The 23,271-nt window shown below is 35.1% G+C and carries 8 protein-coding genes; all 8 read right to left on the bottom strand.

The annotated features are described in order from the left end of the window. Positions 1-48: 48 nt before the first annotated feature. The 8 genes from HNP35_RS02175 to HNP35_RS02210 all read right to left on the bottom strand — a co-directional run bounded on the left by HNP35_RS02175 (position 49) and on the right by HNP35_RS02210 (position 23,148). Positions 49-1,236, bottom strand: coding sequence for a phosphoglycerate kinase (locus HNP35_RS02175; protein ID WP_184158877.1), 1,188 nt, complete (start codon positions 1,234-1,236; stop codon positions 49-51). 260 nt (positions 1,237-1,496) lie between these two features. Then, on the bottom strand, positions 1,497-2,003 hold the full coding sequence (locus HNP35_RS02180; protein ID WP_184158875.1) for a hypothetical protein: 507 nt from the start codon (positions 2,001-2,003) through the stop codon (positions 1,497-1,499). Next, positions 2,000-2,704 carry a hypothetical protein gene (locus tag HNP35_RS02185; protein WP_184158873.1) on the bottom strand — a complete coding sequence of 235 codons (705 nt, stop codon included), beginning with the start codon at positions 2,702-2,704 and terminating at the stop codon, positions 2,000-2,002. Before HNP35_RS02185 ends, HNP35_RS02180 begins: the two co-directional genes overlap by 4 nt. A 21-nt stretch (positions 2,705-2,725) precedes the next feature. Continuing rightward, positions 2,726-3,496 (bottom strand): intradiol ring-cleavage dioxygenase, encoded by a 771-nt coding sequence (locus HNP35_RS02190; protein ID WP_184158872.1) that lies wholly within the window; start codon positions 3,494-3,496, stop codon positions 2,726-2,728. A 418-nt stretch (positions 3,497-3,914) separates the two neighbouring features. Next, on the bottom strand, positions 3,915-4,604 hold the full coding sequence (locus tag HNP35_RS02195) for a LytR/AlgR family response regulator transcription factor (RefSeq protein ID WP_184158869.1): 690 nt from the start codon (positions 4,602-4,604) through the stop codon (positions 3,915-3,917). Further along, positions 4,601-5,503 (bottom strand): sensor histidine kinase, encoded by a 903-nt coding sequence (locus HNP35_RS02200; RefSeq protein WP_184158867.1) that lies wholly within the window; start codon positions 5,501-5,503, stop codon positions 4,601-4,603. The genes HNP35_RS02195 and HNP35_RS02200 overlap by 4 nt, the downstream gene beginning before the upstream one ends. A 333-nt stretch (positions 5,504-5,836) precedes the next feature. Then, positions 5,837-6,817 carry a PorP/SprF family type IX secretion system membrane protein gene (locus tag HNP35_RS02205; RefSeq protein ID WP_246453307.1) on the bottom strand — a complete coding sequence of 327 codons (981 nt, stop codon included), beginning with the start codon at positions 6,815-6,817 and terminating at the stop codon, positions 5,837-5,839. A 44-nt stretch (positions 6,818-6,861) separates the two neighbouring features. Then, entirely contained in the window at positions 6,862-23,148 is a 16,287-nt protein-coding gene (locus HNP35_RS02210) for a T9SS type B sorting domain-containing protein (RefSeq protein ID WP_184158864.1), read from the bottom strand. Between the last annotated feature and the right edge of the window lie 123 nt (positions 23,149-23,271).

The following is a 23,271-nucleotide window of genomic DNA, read 5'->3' on the forward strand; positions in this document are numbered from 1 at the left end:
AGTTCTTTATTAAAGAAAACTAATTAAAAAAATGTTAATTGTGATATTTTAGTCTAAAATCGCCGCGATTCCAGGTAAAATTCTTCCTTCTAACATTTCTAACATTGCTCCTCCACCAGTAGAAACATAGCTCATTTTATCTTCAAATCCGAATTGTTTTACTGCCGCAACAGAATCTCCACCTCCAACTAATGAAAATGCTCCGTTTGCTGTAGCTTCAGCGATATAATCTCCTAATGCAATAGTTCCTTTAGAGAAAGTTTCCATTTCAAAAACTCCTAATGGGCCATTCCAAAGAATTGTTTTTGACTCTAAAATTACTTTTTTGAAGTTCTCTAAAGATTTTGGACCAGCATCAAGACCTTGCCATCCGTCAGGAATTGCCGTTACATCTACAACTTGTGTGTTTGCTGAATTTGAAAAATCATCTGCAGCCACAACATCAACTGGAATGTGAACTTGAACTCCTTTTTCTTTTGCTAATCTTAAAATTTCAAGAGCTAAATCTAATTTATCATCTTCGCAGATAGACTCACCGATTTTTCCGCCTTGCGCTTTAATGAAAGTAAATGTCATACCTCCACCAATAATCATGTGATCAACTTTATCTAAGATATTTTCGATAACTGTGATTTTAGAAGAAACTTTAGATCCTCCAAGAACAGCAGTAACAGGTTTTTCACTGTTTTTTAGCACTTTATTTAAACTGTCAATTTCTTTTGCTAATAATGTTCCGAAAGTTTTATCGTTCGGGAAAAATTGTGCAATAATTGTTGTAGATGCGTGCGCTCTGTGAGCTGTACCAAATGCATCGTTTACGTAAATATCTCCAAGAGAAGCTAATTCTTTAGCGAAAGCAACATCTCCAGCTTCTTCTTCTGCGTGGAAACGTAAATTTTCTAATAATAAAACTTCACCTGGTTTTAAATCTTTTGCTGCTGCTTGAGCCGCTTCTCCAACACAGTTTTCAGCAAATTTTACTTGAACTCCTAAAATTTCAGAAGCTGTGCTTAAGATATGTTTTAAAGAATATTTTTCTTCAGCTCCTTTTGGTCTTCCTAAATGCGACATTAAAATCACACTTCCGCCTTGTGCTAAAATAGCATCAATTGTAGGTTTAGCAGCCTCAATACGTGTTGTATCAGTTACATTAAAGTTCTCATCCAAAGGCACGTTAAAGTCTACACGGATAATTGCTTTTTTATTTTTAAAATCGAAATCGTTTAAAGTTTTCATCTTGATATTTTTTAGTTTTTTTAGAAAGAAAAACAAATATAGGACTTTTAGACTTCTAATAAATTCGAATAAACTAAAAAAGAAGCCAGAAAAAGAACGAAAACGTTATAATATTACAAAAAAAATGATTTATTTGAGATTAAAAACAATTTTAGGCAGTAAATCATTACCGCTAGAAATAAAAAAACCTTTCCTGTCAACAGAAAAACAGGAAAGGCAAAAAATGAAATAGATTTATTTTTTGTTTTTGGAGGATAAATCTAGTCTTCTGTCTGAATATAACAGATAGACAAATTGTTCTGAACTGGAAACATGATGGTCTCGTATTCTTTTTTGTTTTCAATGTTTTTTGACACGAGATAATTCCCTTCGATGATTCCGAAATAATTCAATAAAGGCGTATAAAAAGTAATTCCAATTTTATGTTTTGAAGAATCTGTAATATCTGTATTGATAATGTCTAACTGATAATTGATAAATGGAAAATAATTGTTTCCTAAAACGTCTGCAACTCGATGAAAATTTCCTTTTAACTGCTCTACATAACCGTTTGCGGCAATTCCGGTTAAGAAATGCAACTGAGTTGCTTTTTCGTTTTCACTCAATAACTCTCTAAAAGTATTCTTCGGATTTGTCGCCGAATTGAACTGTTGGCTTTGCATTTGATATTCTTTGAAAGTATCTTCAAAAACATATTTATCCCACAGAAACGTAGACGAATTATCGATTACAATACGATACGCCAACTTTATTTTAGTGATTTTCATGAATTAAGTGTTTTAATCGGAACTTCGATTACCATTAGAATTGCATTTTCTGAAAGCGCTTCCCATTCAATTTTTTTTGTTTCTTTTAAAGCCAATCCGTCTTTAGCTTCCATCAATCGATCTTCGACTTCAAAAGCACCGTTTAGAACAAATACGAAAACACCATTTTTAGCATTTCTTAAAGTAAATGATCCGTGTTTTCTTCCATCAAAAAGTCCAATAAATCCGAGCGCTCTTTCAACTTCAAATAAAGAATGAAGTTTATTATGAGCATTAAAATCGAATTTATACTGCTGAAAATAGTTTTTAAAATATTGTCTTCCCATTTCAAATTCAATTTCCAAATAACTCACATTTTCATTTTCGTACGGATTAAAGGTTTCCACCGTCAATTCATCATCAGCCGCAAGAACTCGAATTTGATCTACACGCAGAAACTCTTCATTACCAATACTATCTTTATAATCAATTCCGCCAAACAAAGGTAGAATGATAACATTTGTCCTTGATTTTATGACTCTAGAAATACGTTCTTGCGGAGCTAATATTACTTCGTTCAAAATCTTTAATGAGCCAAATGCATTTCTGGACAAATCTTGATATTGTTCAAAATTAAAAGTCGCAAAACGATTGTGTCTTTCCGAATTGAAAAAACCTCTTGAATCTGACTTATAAATTTGGGCTGGAATCTGCGCTATCATGGTAAACTAATTTTAAGACAATTAACTTGCTACGTTAATGGTATGCGTTAAAGTGTAACCTTCACTTACACTTCCTGTTACTGCTCCTAACTCATTTGCCACTGAATCTGAAAACACATTATCTGAAGCATTATAAGTATAACCAGACATTCCTTTTGTATAGCCGTTTGCTGTTGATGCATTTACGGTCGCAACTGCGCTGCCTGTTCCTTCTGGAAAAGCAATTTGTGTTACCAAGAGAGAAGTTCCGCTAGAATTGTATATGTGAACATGAATGTGAGTGGCACGTCCAGAATACCATCCTGGAAAGATAGACGTGAAAGTAACCAATCCGTTTTCGTCTGTAGTTTGTCTTCCTCTTAAAAAGTGATAAGATGTATAATTTACAGATTGCATCGAAGTTCCACCGTATTCTGAATAATAACCGTCTTTGTCGCAATGCCAGATATCAACAATTGCATCTTTTAATGCTGCGCAACTTGCTTTGGTATTTTTAATTGTAATTTTAATAGTAAAAGCTACACCCGTTCTATCCATCACAATATTAGATTTTACTAAAGATGATGGCGTGATAGTTGGAAACGGTCCCGCTGTTTCGGATGGTGTAACAGAACAGCTTGAAGATGATCCTGAAGATGATCCAGAACTTGAGCCTGAGCTTGAACTAGAATCTGTACCTGTTGAAGAATCTGATGTAACATCGTCATCTTTACTGCATGAGTTTATGATTGGAATTGCTAAAGTACCAATACCTACTAAACCCAAACCTCTTAAAAACTCTTTTCTTTCCATTTTTTTGCTTTTTTAAATGTTATTCAATTAAATGATTAACAGTTATTTTGAAGTAAAATTATCGGAAATTGAGCCGATGTAAAAAGTTTGAGGTAAACGAGATTATTTATGCGGTAAACTGGTGAAATATATTTTTTTGTAATAAAATTCAGTTGAAAAATATTCCATTTTAATTAAATGTATAGGAAAAGAAATCCGCTTCGGAGAAGCGAAATATTTATAGCAATCGTATTATCATAGCTGATAAAGCTCCAGCGGAGCGATATATTTTTACAATGCCTTTGTGGATGTCGCTCCGCTGGAGCTCTTTTACATTGACGCAATTGTAATTTCTATAAATATTTTGCTTCTCCGAAGCTTTATAAACTGAGATAAAAAAACAAATATGATTGTCTAAAACTAGACTGTTTATATTATATCACTTTCCGTCCAAAAGGGCGAAGAAAGCTTCCTCATAACTGGCACTTATTGGAATTTCTGTCTGATCTATAAAAATGATTTTGTTTCTAATTTTTGAAACTTTCGAAACAGGAATTATAAACGAACGATGAACACGTACAAATTCTGTTTCGGGCAGTTTTTGAAGAATTGCCTTTAACGTCATACGTGCTACAACTGTTTTTTGGTTTTGAATATGAATTTTTAGATAATCGTCTAATCCTTCTATAAACAGAATATCAGAAAATAGGATTTTAATGAGACTATAATCCGCACGGATAAAAAGATATTGCTGTTCTATATTTTGATTTTGCAATTTCCATTGTGAATAGGCTTTTTCTGTGGCTTGCTGAAATCTGGAAAGTGAAATGGGCTTGAGCAGATAATCTGTTGCGCTCAACGTAAAACCTTCTACAGCAAATTCAGAATATGCTGTGGTAAAAATAACCATGGTTTTATGAGGCAGTTTTTTATAAAAATCTAATCCAGAAATAGACGGCATATTGATATCTAGAAACAATAAGTCTACAGGATATTTTTTTAAATATTTGAATGCTTCATCAGACTTTGTGAACGTTTTTTCCAAATCTATGTATTCAATCGTATCACATAAACTTTGGAGGATTTCTAGCGCCAATGGCTCGTCATCTAATGCTATCGCTTTTATCATTGTATTTTAATACTCAAATTGACAATATATTTTTCTGCAGCATCTTCAATCATTAAAGCGTGTTTATTCGGATAAACGAGCTTTAATCTTTCTATTGTATTCTGAAGTCCAATTCCAGAATCTGATTGAACTGAAAATGTTTTTCTATTAGAAACGTATAAAGTTAGTATTTCTTCTTCAATATCAATTTTAATATAAATTTCGGAAGTCTGATCAGGATTTACTCCGTATTTAAATGCGTTTTCAATAAACGAAATCAGAATGAGAGGGGTTATAACTTTGCCAAAAGTATTACCAACTACAGAATAAATAATGTTTACGGTGTTTCCTAAACGCGTTTTTTGTAGTGAAATGTAATTATTTATATAATTAATTTCTTTGCTTAATTCTATAACTTCATCGTTGGAATTGGTCATAATATAACGCATTAACTCAGATAACTGAACTACTGCATCTGGAGTTTTATCGTCTTTCTTTAGCGCAAGCGCATAAATGCTATTTAATGTATTAAACAAAAAATGCGGATTGATTTGTGCTTTTAGAAAAGCCAATTCTGATTTTACTTTTTCTTTTTCTACACTTTGAAGCCTTCCGGTAATGGCAAAAAGCAAACTCGATACTACTCCAATTAAGTATACAAGTGTTGTATGTCCGTATTGTGTTGGAGGACCGCCATTGAATTCAAAAGACATCGGATTGCTGCCGTGTGGCGGAGGTGGAAATCTTGGATCGAATGGTTTTGGATGTACGGGAAACTTTCCTGAATGATATTCAAAATCTAAAAAATTGCGGCTTGGATGATCTAAAACGGTTGAAATCCAAAGAAAGAATAGAAGAAAAACTATGATTATTAGATAGTATAAAAACTTTTTATCTGAGAAATAAAGCTTCGGAATCAAATAATAATAATTGAAATAAAAGAACCCGAGAAGCGTGCAATAAATGAAAAGGTAAATTCGATCGTGTGCGTTCGTATACAAATGCGGTAATGAAAAAACGGTATTTGTTGACGTAAACGCATACGGCAAAAATAAAAAAGCGAGGCACAAAACTATGTGTTTCGCATAAAGTGAAAATTTTGCTTTCATGAATCAAATTTGATTTATATCCTTTTGAAAAACAAAACGATAAAACTCAAATTTAATATTATTAGAACTTTATTTCAAATTATTGCGGTGAAAACACCTAATGTTGCGGCTCGCTTTAAAAATTGTGCTCTTTTGAGCATTAAATTAATCGTGAACTGGACTCTGCGTACAAGGACAGTTACTGATTGATTGTAAGAAATCGAATCCGATTGTGATCGAATGTGTTCCTGAATTATAGCTTCCAAGTCCGTTAAACATCATTTGATATGAATAAGCGAAATAGAACTTAGATTTCATAAAACCAGCCATTGGACCTGCTGCCAACGGTTTTGGAAATTGGTCGTTTAAGAAACGGTATGAAACTCCAATCCAATAATAATCTTCGTAACGATTGTAACGTCTGTATTTGAAGTTGAAATCGGTTGTAGAACGTCCGTCACTCGCAAAGTATTGCAAGAAAACTGATGGTTCGTATTCGATACGTCTATTTTCTCCATCTTTGAAAGTAAATCCAGAATAAACCTGAAAGTTTGAAAGCAAATCTGGTTCGTTTGTTCTTTCTTTAGTCAAGTTTTTCTTTAAAACGTTATTGGCATTAAAACTTAAATAAAAGCCTTTAAAACGATACAAAGCACTAATATCAAAGTTGTTGTTTGATGTTTGGCGATTGTCAGTTACTGTCGGATCTATCGGTCCTCCTGGAGCATTTACATCTCCGATGAAATTTCCTGTTTCTAAACGAAAGCTATTGAAGTTATACGAAATACCAAAAGACAAATATTGCTCTGAATAATAATCTAAGATAAGGTGATGCGCAAACGAAACCTTAGCTCCGGTTTGTCTAGTATTTCCGTTGCTATCATTGTACAATGACAAACCAACTCCTGAACGGTCTAAAACACGAAAATCGGCATACAATGATTGGTTATCTGGCGCATCTTTAATTCCAACCCACTGCGTAAGACCATTGGCTCTAATACGAAGATTATCTCCAATTCCGGCATAAGCAGGTGAAAGAATAAAAGGGTTATCAGCCAAATACTGAGTAAACACTGGTAGGTTTAACTCTTGGCTGTAACTTGTTGTTACAGCCATGAGTACTAAGGATAGAATAAACTTTTTCATTGTAATAATTTTTTTAGATAACATCATTTGGGGCTATAATTTTGTTATCTGTATAAAGTGAAGTGTCCAACAAACTCTCTTGGATCTTTCGGGTCATTTAACTTAAGAACGTACCAGTAATCTCCGGTTGGCAATTCATTTCCATTGTATTTACCATCCCATTTCTGACCAACACGGTATTTCGCTACTACTCTACCGTATCTGTCGAAAATATCGAATGTTAATTCTTTGTATGCTAATGCACCACAGTCAGGACCAATTGTTGTATTTGTACCTGTTCCGTTTGGTGTGAAATAGTTTGGCATACAGAAATCATAGAAAATACCATGAAGAATTATTGTTTTCTCACAACCGTTTTTATCTCTAACTGTTACTGGATAATCACCAGTTTTATAGATTCTATATGTATTAGATGATGAGAATGCTTCTCCATTGAAACTGTACTCATAAGGAGCAATACCACCAGAAGCTTTCACTTCAAGAATGTTGATGTCTTTACTTGAATTTGTTACATCTACTAAATCTAATTCAGCAACTGCATTAATAGTAAATGGTACAGTTTGTTTTCTACAATCATTAGTATGTCTTGCTACGATAAAGTGTTGTCCAGGAGCCACATTTGTAAAGATGTTACTTGGCTGGAATGTTCCGTTGTCAAGAGCATAATCAATATCTGCAGGGTTTGTATTAGAAGCATCAACAGTTACTACCACTCTATTCGCTTGTGCATTATCAATACAGTCATACGTTACCTCAGCAATTGGATTAAGAATTACTGGTTCTGGCATATTAACTTGAACAGGAATGCTACATAAGTTCGTATCTCTAACATAAACTGTATGTGTTCCTCCTGAAAGACCAGTGTAATCTACTGTTGTTCCGTTCACAGGAACGAATGGACCTTTTTCGTTATCAAGACTTGCAAAATATGGCGCTGTTCCTCCAGCAATTTCAATGCTAAATGCTCCATCTTTATCTCCTTCACAAATTTCAGGAATCATAGAATTTGGCACTTCATAAGCGATTAAAATTCCAGGCTGATCAACTGTAATCTCATGTGAATTAATACAACCTAAAATATCTTGAACAAGAACAGTATAAGTACCAGCAGCTAAACCATCAAAAACGCCATTGTCTAAAAATTGATCTAAATGCGGTTCAATTGCATATTTAATAACTCCCGTTCCACCAGAAGCGGTAATGGTAATTTTACCAGTCTTATCTCCGTTACATTTAACTGGCTCAACAGTATAATCAGAATTTAATGCCGTTAATGTTTCAGTAACTACAAATTGTTCGTCACGCTGACAATCTTCACTCATAACATGAACGAAATAAGTTCCTGCATAAAGTTGTGTGAAAAGACCATCTGCTTGAGCAGGTCTAATTTCGTTTTTAGCACTATCTAATAGAGAGTATTGGTAATTTCCTAAACCTCCTTTTGCAACAGCATTAACAATTGCACTGTTTTCTCCTGTACAATTTACATGTGCATAATTCAAGTCTAATTCGATAGTTAATGGCTCAATTGGTGAAACTTTTACTTCTCCAGATGCCTCGCTCACACAGCCTAAATTATCTGTTACGAAATAACGATGTGCTCCAACCGAAACTGAGAATGTCACTGAACTATTGAAGCTTCCTAATGAAGTAATTCCATCTTCGCTATAAGTATAAGGACCTGTACCACCTGTTGCTGTAAGCGTTAGAGTAGCATCAGTTAAACAAGTAACACGAGTTTCTTGAGCTAAACTTGCTTCCACTTTTACAGGATTGTTGATTGTCACATTTGCTGATGTAGCTTGGCAACCAAATGAATCTACTACAGTAACTGTGTAGTTTCCTGCAATTAAACCTGTAAATACATTTGAATCCTGAGGAATTGAAGTTATTACTTCACCATCAGCTGTTGTGTGGTTTAATGTATAAGTGTAATTCGCACCTTCTCCTCCTGTTGGAATTGAAACTGTAATAATACCATTATCATCTCCATAACAAGTCAATACTGGAGTAGTAGCTACTGCCGTGAATTGAATTGGATCTGGAATCACTAAGTCTACAACATCTGAAGCAATACATCCTTCGCTATCTTTTACATTTACAATGTAGTGTCCAGGAGTTAAATTCTCAAAGTAGAACTCTTCAGAATAGTCATGGCTTACAGGACCAACTAATTCAAAGAAGTGACCACCTGGCCATCCGCCATCTACAGCAACTGAAATTGTACCATCATTTCCGCCTGCAGCACAAGTAATTCTTGTATGAGATACGGTAATAGTCAATGGAGTAACTGGTTGTGTAATTTCGAAAGCTCCAGTAACCTCACATTCAGGGCTGTTAACTAATCTTGCTACAATTGTGTATTTACCGGCAATTAAGCCTGTTAATGGAAGCGTAACTCCAGTTGTTCTTCCCGTAACATTGCCAGTTGGACCAGTGATAGTGTAATCAAATATTCCTGCTTCGTCTGAAGGAAGTGGTTGAGTATCTACCATCGTGATTTCTACATTTCCATCTGATGTTCCGTAGCAAATTTCAGTCTGAATAGCTTTCACATCAAGAACAAATGTGTTTGGATTAAATACGTGGTGGTAATCTGAAATTACACATCCAGTCGCAGGATTTAAAACAGAAATTAAGTAATCTCCTATTCCTAATCCTGAGAATAATCCAGTATTGTTCATTACAGGTGCAAAAACAGTTCCGTTTGTACCGCTAATAGTGTACTCTAGAGGAGCTGTTAAAGTTCCTGTTATTGGAACATTTACTTGAATTGTTTCATTGTTAACACAAGTAATAGGTGTTGTAACAGTGAAAGTAATATCATCTAAAGAAGTAAACGGTGCAATTTGAATTGGTGTTGCAGATGTTCCCACACAACCATTTTCATCAAATACTTTCACTGTATAAGTTCCTCCTGTACGATCATTTACAGTATAAGTTGTTGAAGTACCACTTTGAAGGATATCTGTACCTTTAATAAATTGGTACAAGATATATTTACCAGAACCTCCCGTAACGTTATCAATCGAAATTGTAGCATTGTTTCTAGTGTTTCCTGTTGTACAAGCAAATTCTGTATAGCTTGTTGTAGCTACAACTTCTGCAGGCTCATCAACTAGAATTGACATTGGTAATTCACAACCTCTACCAGATTTTACTGTTACCGTGTAAGTACCGTAAGCTAAATTTTTAAACTCTGATGAAACCTGATCAACAATATTTACACCAGGGCCAGAAATACTGTATGTATAAACTGGATTATCATTAGTATCTGAAATACTTACTGAGATTGCTCCGTCAGAGAATCCTTTACAAGAAACTTTTCTAGGAGTTAATACCATTCCTAAAATACTAGTAGGAACTGTAATTTCTTCTGTGATTTCTTTCTCGCAATTAGTACCTAAATCTCTAACTTTAAATGTATAAACTCCTGAAGACAATCCTGTAAAGTCTGAATTTACTTGAGAAGTCAACCAGTTGTCTTTTGTATACACATAGTTATTTGCTGGTGTTACAGATCCTCCAGTTGCAAACAATGTAATTGTTCCGTCAGCATTGTTACAAATTGGAAGCGTTGTCTCAGCTCTTAAAGTTAATGGTTCGAAAACCGTAACTGGGGTTGTCGCTTTTACTGCACATTGGTTTTTATCCCATACCCAAACTGTATAATCTCCTGGATCTGTTACGATAAAGAAATTATCATCTTGATATTGAACTCCATCTAAGCTGTATTGTAATTTTGCTAATCCTGTTGCAGCGATGTCAATTCTGTATCCTGCTGCGCTAGCACATTGGCTTGCCACAGTTACACTGTTGATTACCGGCATTGGATCTAATGAAATGTGTACATTTTGGAATCTGTTACATCCATTAATATCTTTTACATATACATCGTAAGAATCAAATAGTGGTGCTACTTGAGCCGTAATAAACGATTTAATATTTGAAGATTGATAATCTGCATCAACTGGAGTTGTTCCTGCTGGTACAAATGCATACACATATCCTGGAGTTCCGCCAGAAATACTAGCTGGATCAACCGTGATTACAGCTCCTGTTGTACTTGTTTGACAGTTTTGATTTTTAACTGTAATATTAATTAAACTAATGTCAACTGGTGTTGGTTGCGTAATTTCAACTGTATTTGAAGTTACTGTACACTCAGGGTAAGTATTTTGAGTTACCTCAACTGTATAATTTAATCCAGCTAATAATCCTGTAATTACATAAGGATTGTTCGTTGCTGCATCAATATTAGTTCCTGTTGCACCAGCAACTGGAGCTCCAGCTAAAAGAACTCTGTAATCATATAATCCAGTGTAATTTTCAATATTAATTGTAATTGCACCATCATTGAATCCATCACAGCTAACCATTGTTGAAGCAGTTGCTGTAACAGTCATTAAGTCATATAATTTTACTTCGTAAGCACTTGAAATAACAGTACAACCAGTAGTTACATCTGTAATTTTAAATTGATATGTATGACCTGCTTGTGGTGCTACATAATTAAATGTATTATCACCTGGATTTACTGCAGTTGCAGGAGTACTATATGATGCTCCATCTACAGAAACTTGGTATTCGAAGTTGTATGGAGTTGCTCCACCAACGATATCAACTCTAATTGTTTCTAATCCTCCGTTTTTACAATCAGCTAAAGTTACTAATGAAGGTGTAGCCGAAACTAATTGTGGGAATGGATTAACATCTAAATCAAAAGAGTCAACACAACCTTTTAAATCTTTAACATAGTACGTTAAATGTTGAATAGAACCATTATCAAAAACTTTGAAAGTGTTTGTAGTGTACCAATCTGTTCCATTATCGCTATATGTAAAATTCGCAATTGGCTCAGTAGCTCCACCATGATTACCCGTAACCGTAACAACTGTTTCTCTAATAACATTTGCTGGAGTACAAGTGAATGCTGTTGCTGTTGCATCTGCCACAGCTAATGCTGGAGCAGCAATAATAATATTATTTTGAGTTACTGGACATGATCTTGCTGATGATACTGTAACACTATAAGTTCCTGCCGCTAATCCAGTGAATAAACCAATATTTTGTGTAACTGGTAATCCAACAGTTGGAGTTAACGTGAAAGTATATTGTTGGTTATCTGCAAGTGCAGCTCCTGTAAGTTCTACTAAAATTTGTCCGTTTGCTCCATTACCTTGCGTAGTATCACAACTTGGCGAAGTTGGTGTTGCATTATAAGTAATAAGAGTCGGATTAGTCATAATAACAGCATTAGTCGTTACAGGACATGAATGAGCATCTGTAATAGTAAATGTGTAAGTACCAGCGCCTGTTGCTCCATTTACAGCGTAATCTGCCGTAGTTGCTGTAGCACTTGGGAATGGAATAGGTGTTGAGTCTAAAATTCCATCTTTAGTAACTGTATAGCTAAATGGTGCATAACCACCAATTACTTCTAATTTAATTGATCCGTCTACTGGTCCACAGAAAATTTCAGTCTGTTTTTTCGCAGAAGCAAAAATCTGACCTTTAATTTCAACCGGAACAGATGTTACTGCCTCACATCCAAACTGATCTTTAACCGTAATTTGATATGTACCTGGTCCTAAATCTACAAATGTGTTAGTTCCGCTCCATGTTACACCGTTATCAATACTATATTGGTAAACTGGCGTATATGCAGGTGTTCCCGGTGTAGTTGCATTTACAATAATTGTCGCACCTTGCCCAGCACCTGTACCTGTATAACAATAAACTGATGCTGCATCAATTGAAGCAACTGGTTCTATTGGTGTAGTCAAATCGAATGGTTTTGTTACAACGCAACCATTAGCATCTTTAACAGAAACTGAGTAAGTACCAGCTTTTGTAAGACCTGTAAAGATTCCATCTGTGTTTGAAGGTAAAACTGCACTTCCTGGAGCAGGTTCTGTAACTGTATAAGTATAAGTTCCCCATCCTCCAGCTGCTGTAACATTTACCGCACCTGTCGTTTTACAACCTAGTGGTGTAACAACCATACTGAAATCTAATGCTGTTGTAATAGTATCAATATTGAAATCAATAAAATCTGAACAGTCCGTTTCAGTATCTGTTACTGTTATTCTATGAGGTCCTGGAGTCAATAATGTTAAATCGATTGTTCCTGATGTCATTGCAACAGCACCATTTGTATCTAACACATAATTATAACCTGTATTTGTACCTGTTTCAAAACCAGTTACTAAGAAACTAGCTTTTCCATCATCTGCGCCTAAACAAGTTATATTAGTTATAGATTGTCCTTTGATATCAATTTTAATGACATCTTCAACTTTATATGGCAATTGTTTAATACAGCCATTTGCATCGGTAACTTGGAAAACATAATCTCCTGGCAATAGATTTGTAAATACTGGATTTGCAAAATTATTTACTGCTGCCGAAAGAGGCGAAACAATTTGATATGACAATGGTCCGATACCATTTGTAACATTTTGAATTTCTACGCTAGTTGTTAATCTAGAACAAGTAATTGGATCTGGCTGATTAAAATCAAAATCTGTCGGAGGATTTAACCATAAGATATTTACCGATCCTGTCTTAGGGCAATTGTTTGCATCTCTTATAGCATAAGAAATATTTTGACTTGCTCCATTTTCAGTTACATAATATGTTGTTTCTGTACTGAAAGCACTATTATTGAAACTGTATTCATAAGTACCCGTACCTCCTGTTGCTGATAAAACAACCTTAGCTTGTTGTGGTGCATTATTTGGACCACATTTTGGCTGATCAATTGTTGGTGTACCTAAAACTAAATCAGCTGGTTCACCAAGAACTGCAGGTCCTGTAACTTCACAACCTAAATCATCTTTGATAATGTATGTGAAACTTCCTGCTGCTAAACCTGTAAACACTCCATTGTTCGTTTGTACTACCGGAGCAGCTGGTGCTGGTAATGTACGTGTAAGTGTATATGTATAAGTTCCTTTTCCTCCAGTTGCCGATAATTCAATTGATCCATTAGAACCACCATAACATAATGGCTGTACTGGTGTTACAGTTGGAATAATAGGCACATTCGGTTCAATTATTACAGAACTAGTTTGTGCAATACAGTTATTTACATCTCTAATTTGGAATGTATATGTACCTGCATTAGCAGAAGTTACTGTGAAATCAAATGCTGTTAATCCAGTTCCTACTGGCACAAACGCAGTATACGGATCTGAATCTTTTTTATATGAATATTCGAAATCTCCGGTTCCTTTTGTAATCGTAACGTGAATGATTGCATCCTCGATTGTTGTACCATCAGCAGCACAAGCAATTACTTTAGTTGGATCTGCTTTTGCAGTTGGTTTTTCGTTTATGTCGATTGTATGAGTAATTGGACAACCATTTTTGTTTTTAACAATGATGGTTTGAGTTCCCGAATTAAGACCTGTTGCGGCATAAGTTGTACCGGTAACACCTACGAAACCTCCTCCATTTACACTTATAGTATATGGTGCCATTGTTGGAGTTGGATCTGTTATAGTAACATTAACCACAAAATTTCCTTGCGCAACACATCTATCAGCAACAGCTAAACTAAAGTCTGGATCTGGATCTTTAGGCAATACAATTGTAGTTGTAGCTTGTTTGATACAATCATAAGAATCTTTAGCAAAAATATAATATGTTCCTGCTGCTAAATTGAATGTTCCACTTGTTTGCCAAGCTGAACTTACTGTTGGTAAAGCACCTGTAGTATTTACAAAATAAGAATAAGGCCCTGTACCATCTTTTGCTTCAGCAATGATAGTTCCTAAAGTGCTACAATTTTCATTTTTAAGTATAGTCGCTTTTACTGATAATTCTACAGAAGATTCTTTAATGTAGAAAGGATCAGATGCTTTTTTACATCCGTTATTTGGTCCTCCATTTTCAGTAAATGTAATGTAATAGTATCCTGGAACCATATTTCCTACCGCTGGAAGCGCTGGATAAGTTATTGGTTGAGGATCTCCAACATTGTAAGTCAATACTCCTGTAACAGGAAGATTAGACTGATTCGTGAATATTTGATAACTAATAGAGGTAGCCGCTGCATCATAACCTGAAATGTTAATTGAAACACTTCCATCATTTGCTCCTTTACAACTAACATTTTTAGCTGTAACAACTGGCGCTAATGTAGAATTTCCAGGAATTGGAATATTAGCAGTATTAACAAAATCACAACCTGTATCACCATCATGAACCACAAATGTGTATGTCACACCTGGAGTTAAACCTGTAAAAGTTTTAGTGTCACCTCCTACAACATCTGGTGCAACGAAGCTAGTTGAGAATGGTGGTACATTACTAGTAAGAATACCAAATGTATAATTAGTTCCTAAAGGAGAAGCTTTTACTGTAACAACCGCAGTACCGCTTGAACAGTTAGGAGCAGAGGTATCAATAACAACTAATAAATCACTAGGTGGAGATGTTATCGAAATATCTTCAGAATGTTTACATCCGTTTGCATCTACAGCTGTTACAGTGTAGATACCAAAGTTAATTAGGTCATTAAATGTATGATTTTCTCTAGCTGTAGCAGCATAAGGATTAAAAGGAATTATGTCACCAAAGTTATTAGTAATATAATATGTAAATGGTGCTGTACCTCCCATAACATTTTGTACAATTACAGAACCTAATGTATATGTTCCTCCCGTACATTGAATGTTTACTTTATCTAATGTGAAAGTTATCGCATTCGGTTGAGCAATATTAATATTTCCAGTACCTGTACATCCTTTAGAATCTGTAACCGTAACTGTATAATCACCCGCAGCTAAGCCAGTCGTTTGTGCACCATAATCTTGATAAGTAGGACTAGTTCTTTCTACTCTAAAGGTAAATGGACCAACACCTCTTGTATCATCAGTTGTAATACTAATTGCAGCTGTTTCATCTCCATTACATTTAATAGATTGTACTTCTGAAATATTAGTAATTGCTGGTGGTACAGGAATAGTTACATTAACAGCAACAGTTGTTTCTGTTGAACAACCATCTGAAGTTACTCTGAAATAATAATCACCATCAACAGTTGGATTAAATGTTGTACCAGTAGAAGCATAAGTTCCACCTGTTCCTAATTTGTATTCGTAAGTATAATTAATACCATCACCTCCAGTCGCAGACAAATCAATTTGTGCAGCTGTTGCTGTTGGTGGTACAGTAGTACAAGTAAGATCTTTAATTAAATCTGCCTTAATTGTCAATATATCATTAACCGTTATTGATGTAGTTCTCTCGCAACCATGGTCATCTTTTATTCCTAAAGTATATGTTCCTGGTCCTGTAATTGTTTTTACAGGATTTGTATCATATGTTCCGTCAAGACCATACGTTATGTTTAAATTGTTATATGTAGAACCAGTAATTGTTACATTAAAGTTTGTTCCTGAATAACATTGTGCAGCAGTTATTGGATTAATTGTAGGAGGAGTATCTGTAATAATATTTACAGGAATATTTTGACGACAATTTCCATCTTTATTAATAACATAACCAGTGTAAGAAAGACCATCAACACTAGTATCTTTATTAAATACCCCAGTAGTATTATAATCTGCAGGGAATGTAGGAGCTGGATCACCAGTTTTTACAAGTGCATAATATAATGTTGTTCCTGTTGCTGTTGCACTAAGTTTAATATCCGTTTTTGCATTTGAACAATAAACGTGTGAAGCTGTAGCTGCAAAAGCAGTAATAGCAACTGGTTCTGTTAGAGTCACTTCGCTTATAGCAAAACATTGCGTTGCTGTATTTGTAACCGTAAAGGTATATTTCTGACCACCAGATAATCCTGAGTAAGTAATAACATCACCTAATACCGCTGGAGTTGAAGTAATTGTTCCAGTAACATCTCCAACTAAAGTGTAAGTGTAATCTCCTGTTCTGTTTCCAGAAACTGTAAATTCAATAGAACCATTATTTGCTCCATTACAAGTTACATTGCTGATCATTTTACCAACTGACTGAATAGCTACAACATCTAAAATTTCATAATCTCCTGTAATTGTACAATTATTAGCATCAGTTACTCTAAAGTAATAATGACCTGGAGTTAAGTTATTAAAAGTATGATTTCTATTCGTACCGTTTACTGAAACTATACTTGCTGTTGGACTAGTAATTTCATATTTAAATGGTCCAACACCGTGTGTAAATGCTAAAGTTAAATTTGCATTTCCTGCAGCACAAGTAATAGCATTTGATGGTGTTATTGTAAGTAATTGTGGAGGATCCAAAGCATCTATTGTAACTCCAGTTGGAACTACATATGAACATCCGCTAGCATCAAATACTTCTACCGTTACATTACCTGCTGTAGTTGTACTATAAGTATTTGAAGTAACTGGCGTTTGACCGTTATAGCTATATCTGTAAAGATTTGGAGCTGGGAACGGAGTACCTCCAGAAGCCGTAACTTCAATTGTTGCAGCTTGAGGACCGTTTGAAGTATCACAACTCAATTTTACATCTACATCAGCCGTTGCATTTAATCCATTTATTGGTTCTATAATAGTAACCGTTTTGGGGTCCGAAGCACATTTTTTAGCATCAATAACAACAACACTATAGCTTCCTGCACCTAAGTTTTCAAATAAATTTGTTGTCTGTGTAATTTTAGCTCCTGCTGGAGAAATTGGCGTTACTTCATAAGTAAAGGTACCTACTGGAGTAGCATTTACAGTAATGCTTCCTGTTGAATTTCCTTTACATAAAACGTCAACTTTACTTGTTGTAAAATCTGGTTTTACAGTTGAGTTTACAGTTTGAGAAATTACAACAGTACAACCTTTACTATCTGTAATCTCAAAATAATAAGTTCCAGCTAAACGAGGTACAGTAAATGTATTTGAACCTGCAGCTACATTAGTATAAAGCCCTGTAAAAGGAGCTCCCGTTGTGTTTGTTCTGTATCTGTAATCTGGATATCCATCTTGAATTGTAACTCCAATGATAGCCTCTGGGCTAGTTGGATCACAAGTTAAATCTGTATCAATTTTTGCGCTAGCTGATAATGGCGCAGCTATTGTTTGCTCAGCTAAATCTGCTGTACAACCTGTTACAATATCTCTAACTGTAATAGTATATTTTCCTGGAGTTAATCCTGGGAATGTTCCTGAACCTTGGTAATTTACACCATCTAAGCTATACTCATAGTTTGGATTTGGCTGTGGTGCTACAGATGGAGTTGCAATTAATGTTGCTCCAGCGCCTCCAGCACAATAAGAAGATGTTACACTTATAGTTGCTGATGGATTTACTGAGCCATTAATTGTAAATGTTTGTCCTGTAACTGTACAACCCGTTAAATCTGTAACCGAAACGCTGTAGTCTCCAGCATCAAGATTAATAAATTTATTGTCATTTACCTGAACTTTTGGTGTTCCTGCTGGTGAAGTTGGTGTTACTGTATACGTGTAAGAACCAGAACCGTTTACTGCATTAATTTCAGCAGTACCTTTAACTAGACAAGTTACATGTGTAAGAGTTGGTGCATTTAAAGCTAATGCAGCCGTTGGTCCACCAACAATCACATTTTCGGTAATTGGACAGTTTGTAGTTAAATTTGTTACGACAATACTATGACTTCCTGCACTTAATCCAGGAATTGTAATATCAAAAGGACTAGCTGTTGATGTTCCATTAACCACTGGTAACGCATCAACTTTATAAGAATAATTTGTACCTGCTGCAATTCCAGTTACAGTAAATGTAGCTGTACCATTGCTGTCTCCAAAACATTTTACAGGAGTTGATTTACTTCCTACTGTAAAACTTGCTGGAGGAGCTATCGTATGTTTATCAGTAAACTTACATTGATTAGCATCTCTTACTTCAAATGTATATTCAACATTAGCATCTAGACCATTAAATATACCTGTAGTATTAGGACCAGCTGTTATTGGAGCAATAATTCTATATTCTAATGCTCCTGTAATAACAACACCAGAAGAATTTCTAACATTTGTGATTGTAACACTTCCTTTGTTTGTAGGACAAGTCGCTGCCGTAGTAGTCGAAATTGTCATTGCAGCAGGGCGATTTAACGCATTAATTGTTCCTGCTGGTACTGTTTTAGAACAAGAATTTTTGTCTGTAATTCTAACTTCGTAAACACCAGGTGTACTTAAGTTTGCAAAAGTAAGTCCCGCTTGTGGACCAACAACCGCTACGCCGTCTCTTATTAAAGTGTAGGTATATTGTGGTGTTCCTCCTCCTACATTTGAAACTGTAATTGTAGCCTGTGTATCACAAGTGTAAGGGGTTGTTATGCTTGCTTGTCCAGAAATATCTGCTGGCTGATAGATTGTAAATGTATAACTTCTAATACAGTCGTTCGCATCTTTAACTCTAAAACTATAAGAAGTTCCTGCGACAGAACCTGCTAAATTTCCAAAATGAGTCTGATCTACGAAACCACCAGTACCATTAAATTCAAAAGTAAATGGTGCTAATCCTGTAAGTCCTTCAAGATCTACTGAACCCATTCCGCCAAAACAAGTTGCATTATGTGGATCTGATTTTGCAGTTACCTGCACTAAATCGTCTACTTTTTGTTTAATTGTAATCGGACATTTATTGAAATCTGAAATTTCGAAAGTATAAGTATCTGCAATTGTAGTACTGTAATCAATTGTTGTTGTTGAAGTCGATCCGCTAGCAACTTGATTACCTAAACTGTTTTTAATTACATAATTGTAAGGAATTGTTCCGCCTTCAACTGTAACTTCAATAATGGCTGCTGTTGCACCAGCTTTACAGCTTAATGCTGCTTTGATTGCTGGTTTAGCGCCCAATTGAGGATTAATTGTTGTATTAGCTGTTTTTACATCACAATTATTTTTGTCAACAATTCTAAAAACATAATCTCCAATTGTTGTTACTGGATAAGTAAAGCTTGAAGTTGAAAATTCGGCACTTTTAGGACCATAATTAAGTCCGCCATCACGGCTAACTTCATACGTATAAGGAACTCTACCACCTGAAACATTTACTTTTATTGATGCTCCGGTTGTATTATTAAAACATAAATTTGAAGTTTCATCAATTTTTGCGTCAGGTCCGGCTGTTCCAGAAATAGTAACATCAGTACTTATTAAAGCTGGACAGCCATTAGTATCTGTTCCTGCAACAGTATAAACACCAATTGCTGCACTTACTTCATATTTATCTGTAGCACTATTATAAACAAAATTAGATGTTGATCCATCTGATTTTTTTGTTAATGTAAAATTATAAGGTCCAACACCTCCTGTTGCGGTTAAAATAACTTTACCGTCATTTGCACAAGTAGCCGCTTGTGTAGTAGCTGTTACAGTAAATTTAGCTGGAGAACCTACTACAGTTGGAATTGTAAAATTACATCCTGTAGCTGTTGAGTTATAACGAATTCTTACATCGTATGTTTTTGGCGATAATCCACTAATTGTAACTGGTGAAGTTGTAGATTTTTTCCATGTTCCAGCTGCACCACCTTCTGTTGAATATTCAAAATCACCATTAAAGTTTTCAGCATAAATATTGAATGAACCATTAGTTTCTCCATTACATTTTACATTATTAATATCATCAACCCTTGCTGTAAAGATTTTATCTGTATTAATTTTAAATGGGAAGTTAACAGACGTTCCACAAGCTCTAGGAGTTTGGAAAACCTTAATATCATCAATAGCAACGTCATTACCATTGGTTTGTTTAATATTAGAACGAACAATTAATCGTAATGTAGTATTATTACCTGGATCTAATGTAATTGCTGTTTGAGGGAACTTCTTCCAATCAGAATCTGTATTTGATCTCGGAATATTTCCAGTAGCAAACCAAGAAATTTCGTTACCACTAGCATCTACTAGAGCAATTCTTAAATTAGGATCTGTTTTACCTGCTCCAGGCATCATCAAGTTCATGGCATAAAACTCAAACATGATAGGCTGACCCGGAATAACATCATTAATTTGTTTTTCATACAAAATAGTAGTTTCCGGAATCTGATCTCCAATATTTACTGCTAAGAATCTTCCTTTTGGATCTGCACCATTTTTAGTATGATCAATTGGATATCTCCAACTCCAACCATTAGTTGATGCTTTGTCGATAGAACTTGTTACAGAATAATCACCATCATTAATTGCCTCAGATCCATTACACCATAATGCTGCATCTTTAATTTGTCTCTCAAAACAGTAATAGAAAGTGTTAATACCAGGAGACTGCGTATTCGCTCCACTACCAAAACTTTCATCTAATAATATACTATTTGTAGTAGCAGATAATACTTGATAATCTACTGTAATAATATGATCTCCTTGAGGTACATTTAAAAATACGTTAGGCTGAGCTGTATTCGTATTTGGCATACCATCTAAATAATATTGGTAGCTAAATTTAGGATCACCACTACCTCCATTTACAGTAACAGTACTTGTTGCCGTTCCATCACAATTATAAACTGTAGTTCCAAGCTGAATATTTGGTTTTGCTGGTTTAGGATCAATAGTAATGTTTGTCATTACATATTCACAACTACCACCTGGAGCCGAATCTCTAATTTTTACTGTATGAGTTCCTGGATCAAGGTATCCCTCATTTGCACTTGACCACCCCACTATAGGACTAATGTAATATTGATATGGCGGAGTTCCTCCTTGTGGATTCGTAATTCTAACAATACCTTTAAGTTCATCTCCTTCAGGTCCACAACCAGATAAACCTGCAACACCAGCAGAAGCTGTTAATGCAGTTGTTGCTCCGATGTTTACAGTTTGTCCAGCGTCAGTACAATAATTTCCGCTATTAACACCAGACTTTGCATATCTAACAACAATCGTATATTGTCCAGGAGCTCGAGACCAGGATTTAGTAGCTGAAAAGCTTCCTCCATCAATACTATATTGAAGTGTATAGCTCTTTGCATCTATAACATTTACACTAATCGTTCCAGATTCTCCACATTTTCCATTTGTCACTGCAATAGTATATTCTGGTTTGTCAATTGGAGCCACAGTAATGGTTTTATCAACGCTACATCCATTAAGGTCTGTAACACGCATCACATAAGATCCCGATTGTAGCACCGTATATTTACCATTTGGAACAAGTTCAAAAGCACCGCCGGCATAACTTATATAATAGATATAAGGTTTAGTTCCCCCGCTTGCACTTCCAGTAATTACTCCATTTCTACAGCTTGTTAAGGTTGTAGTCTGTGAAGAATTATTTACAATCGCACTAGCTGCCGTAAGAGTTGCTGTTTGCGAATCTGTAGCACACCCACCTTCTATACTTGTAACTATTGTATAAGAACCCGCTGCCACATTTGAGAATGTATATTCTGAAATAGTTGAAGGTCCAAAAGAAGCTACTGCTGGCTTTGTTGTATCAGTACCAGCATAAAGTTTATAATTATATTGATTATTTAATGTATTAGCAACCACTTTAATGCTACCGTTTTGACCCGAGCACGAAGGTTGTGTTGCTGTTACTGTAGAAGAAAAATTAATAGTAGTAACAACGATACCTTTTACATTAAAAACACAACTTTCTGGTACATCTTTTAATCTAATGAAAACATTATAAGTTCCCGCAGTAGTCACGTCAAAAGTGTTACTGTCTTGCCAAACATTTGCAGCTGGATTTGGTGTAAAGCTATATTCATATCTACTTCCAAAATTACTTGCAACAATTCTTCCAGGAATAGTACAATTATTGGAGTCTTTAACGATATCACTTTTAACAATTCCGCTTGGGTCTACTTCATTTTTATAAACGTTAAAATAAAACACAAATTCAGTAGCGTCTGCATATCTTATTTTTACACGAAATTCACCTGCAGCATTTGCATTATAGTTTGGTCCATTGGCTACATCTGCCCAAGTACAAGTATTTCCTGTATTAGCACAATCAGAATTAGCCATTGGAGCACAACCTCCCGTTCTTCTTTGCCACGTAATAAGAGTAGCATTAGTGATTCCCGTTTCTATTAACCTAGAGTCATTAAGTCCACACAGAAATAATTTAGGAAGCTTTTTACCATCATTAGGACACTCTGCAACAACTCCAGCATAATTACCTTGAGCGTATTTAATAACCGGGTTTGGAATCTCTGGTACAGCTTCCTCTTTAAGGGTTCCCCCACCATCATTTGCATCAAGGCTAAATGGATTAGCGGACTGATCGGTTTTTACAAATAAATTCCCATTTGAACTTGAAGCAAATTTTGAATTAAATGCAATTCCATTTTGTGCATGGGAGACAAAATTGAATAGCAGAACTAAAGCAAAAAACAGCGTTCTTAAAGTAGTAGGTTTTTTCATAATCATTTTTTTGTTACTTCTATTTTATAGCTAAGGGGCATTAGTCTATAAAACCATTTATTTTTGATAACATTTATTTCAACGTCTCTCTCCAAATTGAAGAGAGACTATTTTATACTTTCT

The organism is Flavobacterium notoginsengisoli (assembly GCF_014207905.1).
Lineage (GTDB): Bacteria > Bacteroidota > Bacteroidia > Flavobacteriales > Flavobacteriaceae > Flavobacterium > Flavobacterium notoginsengisoli_A.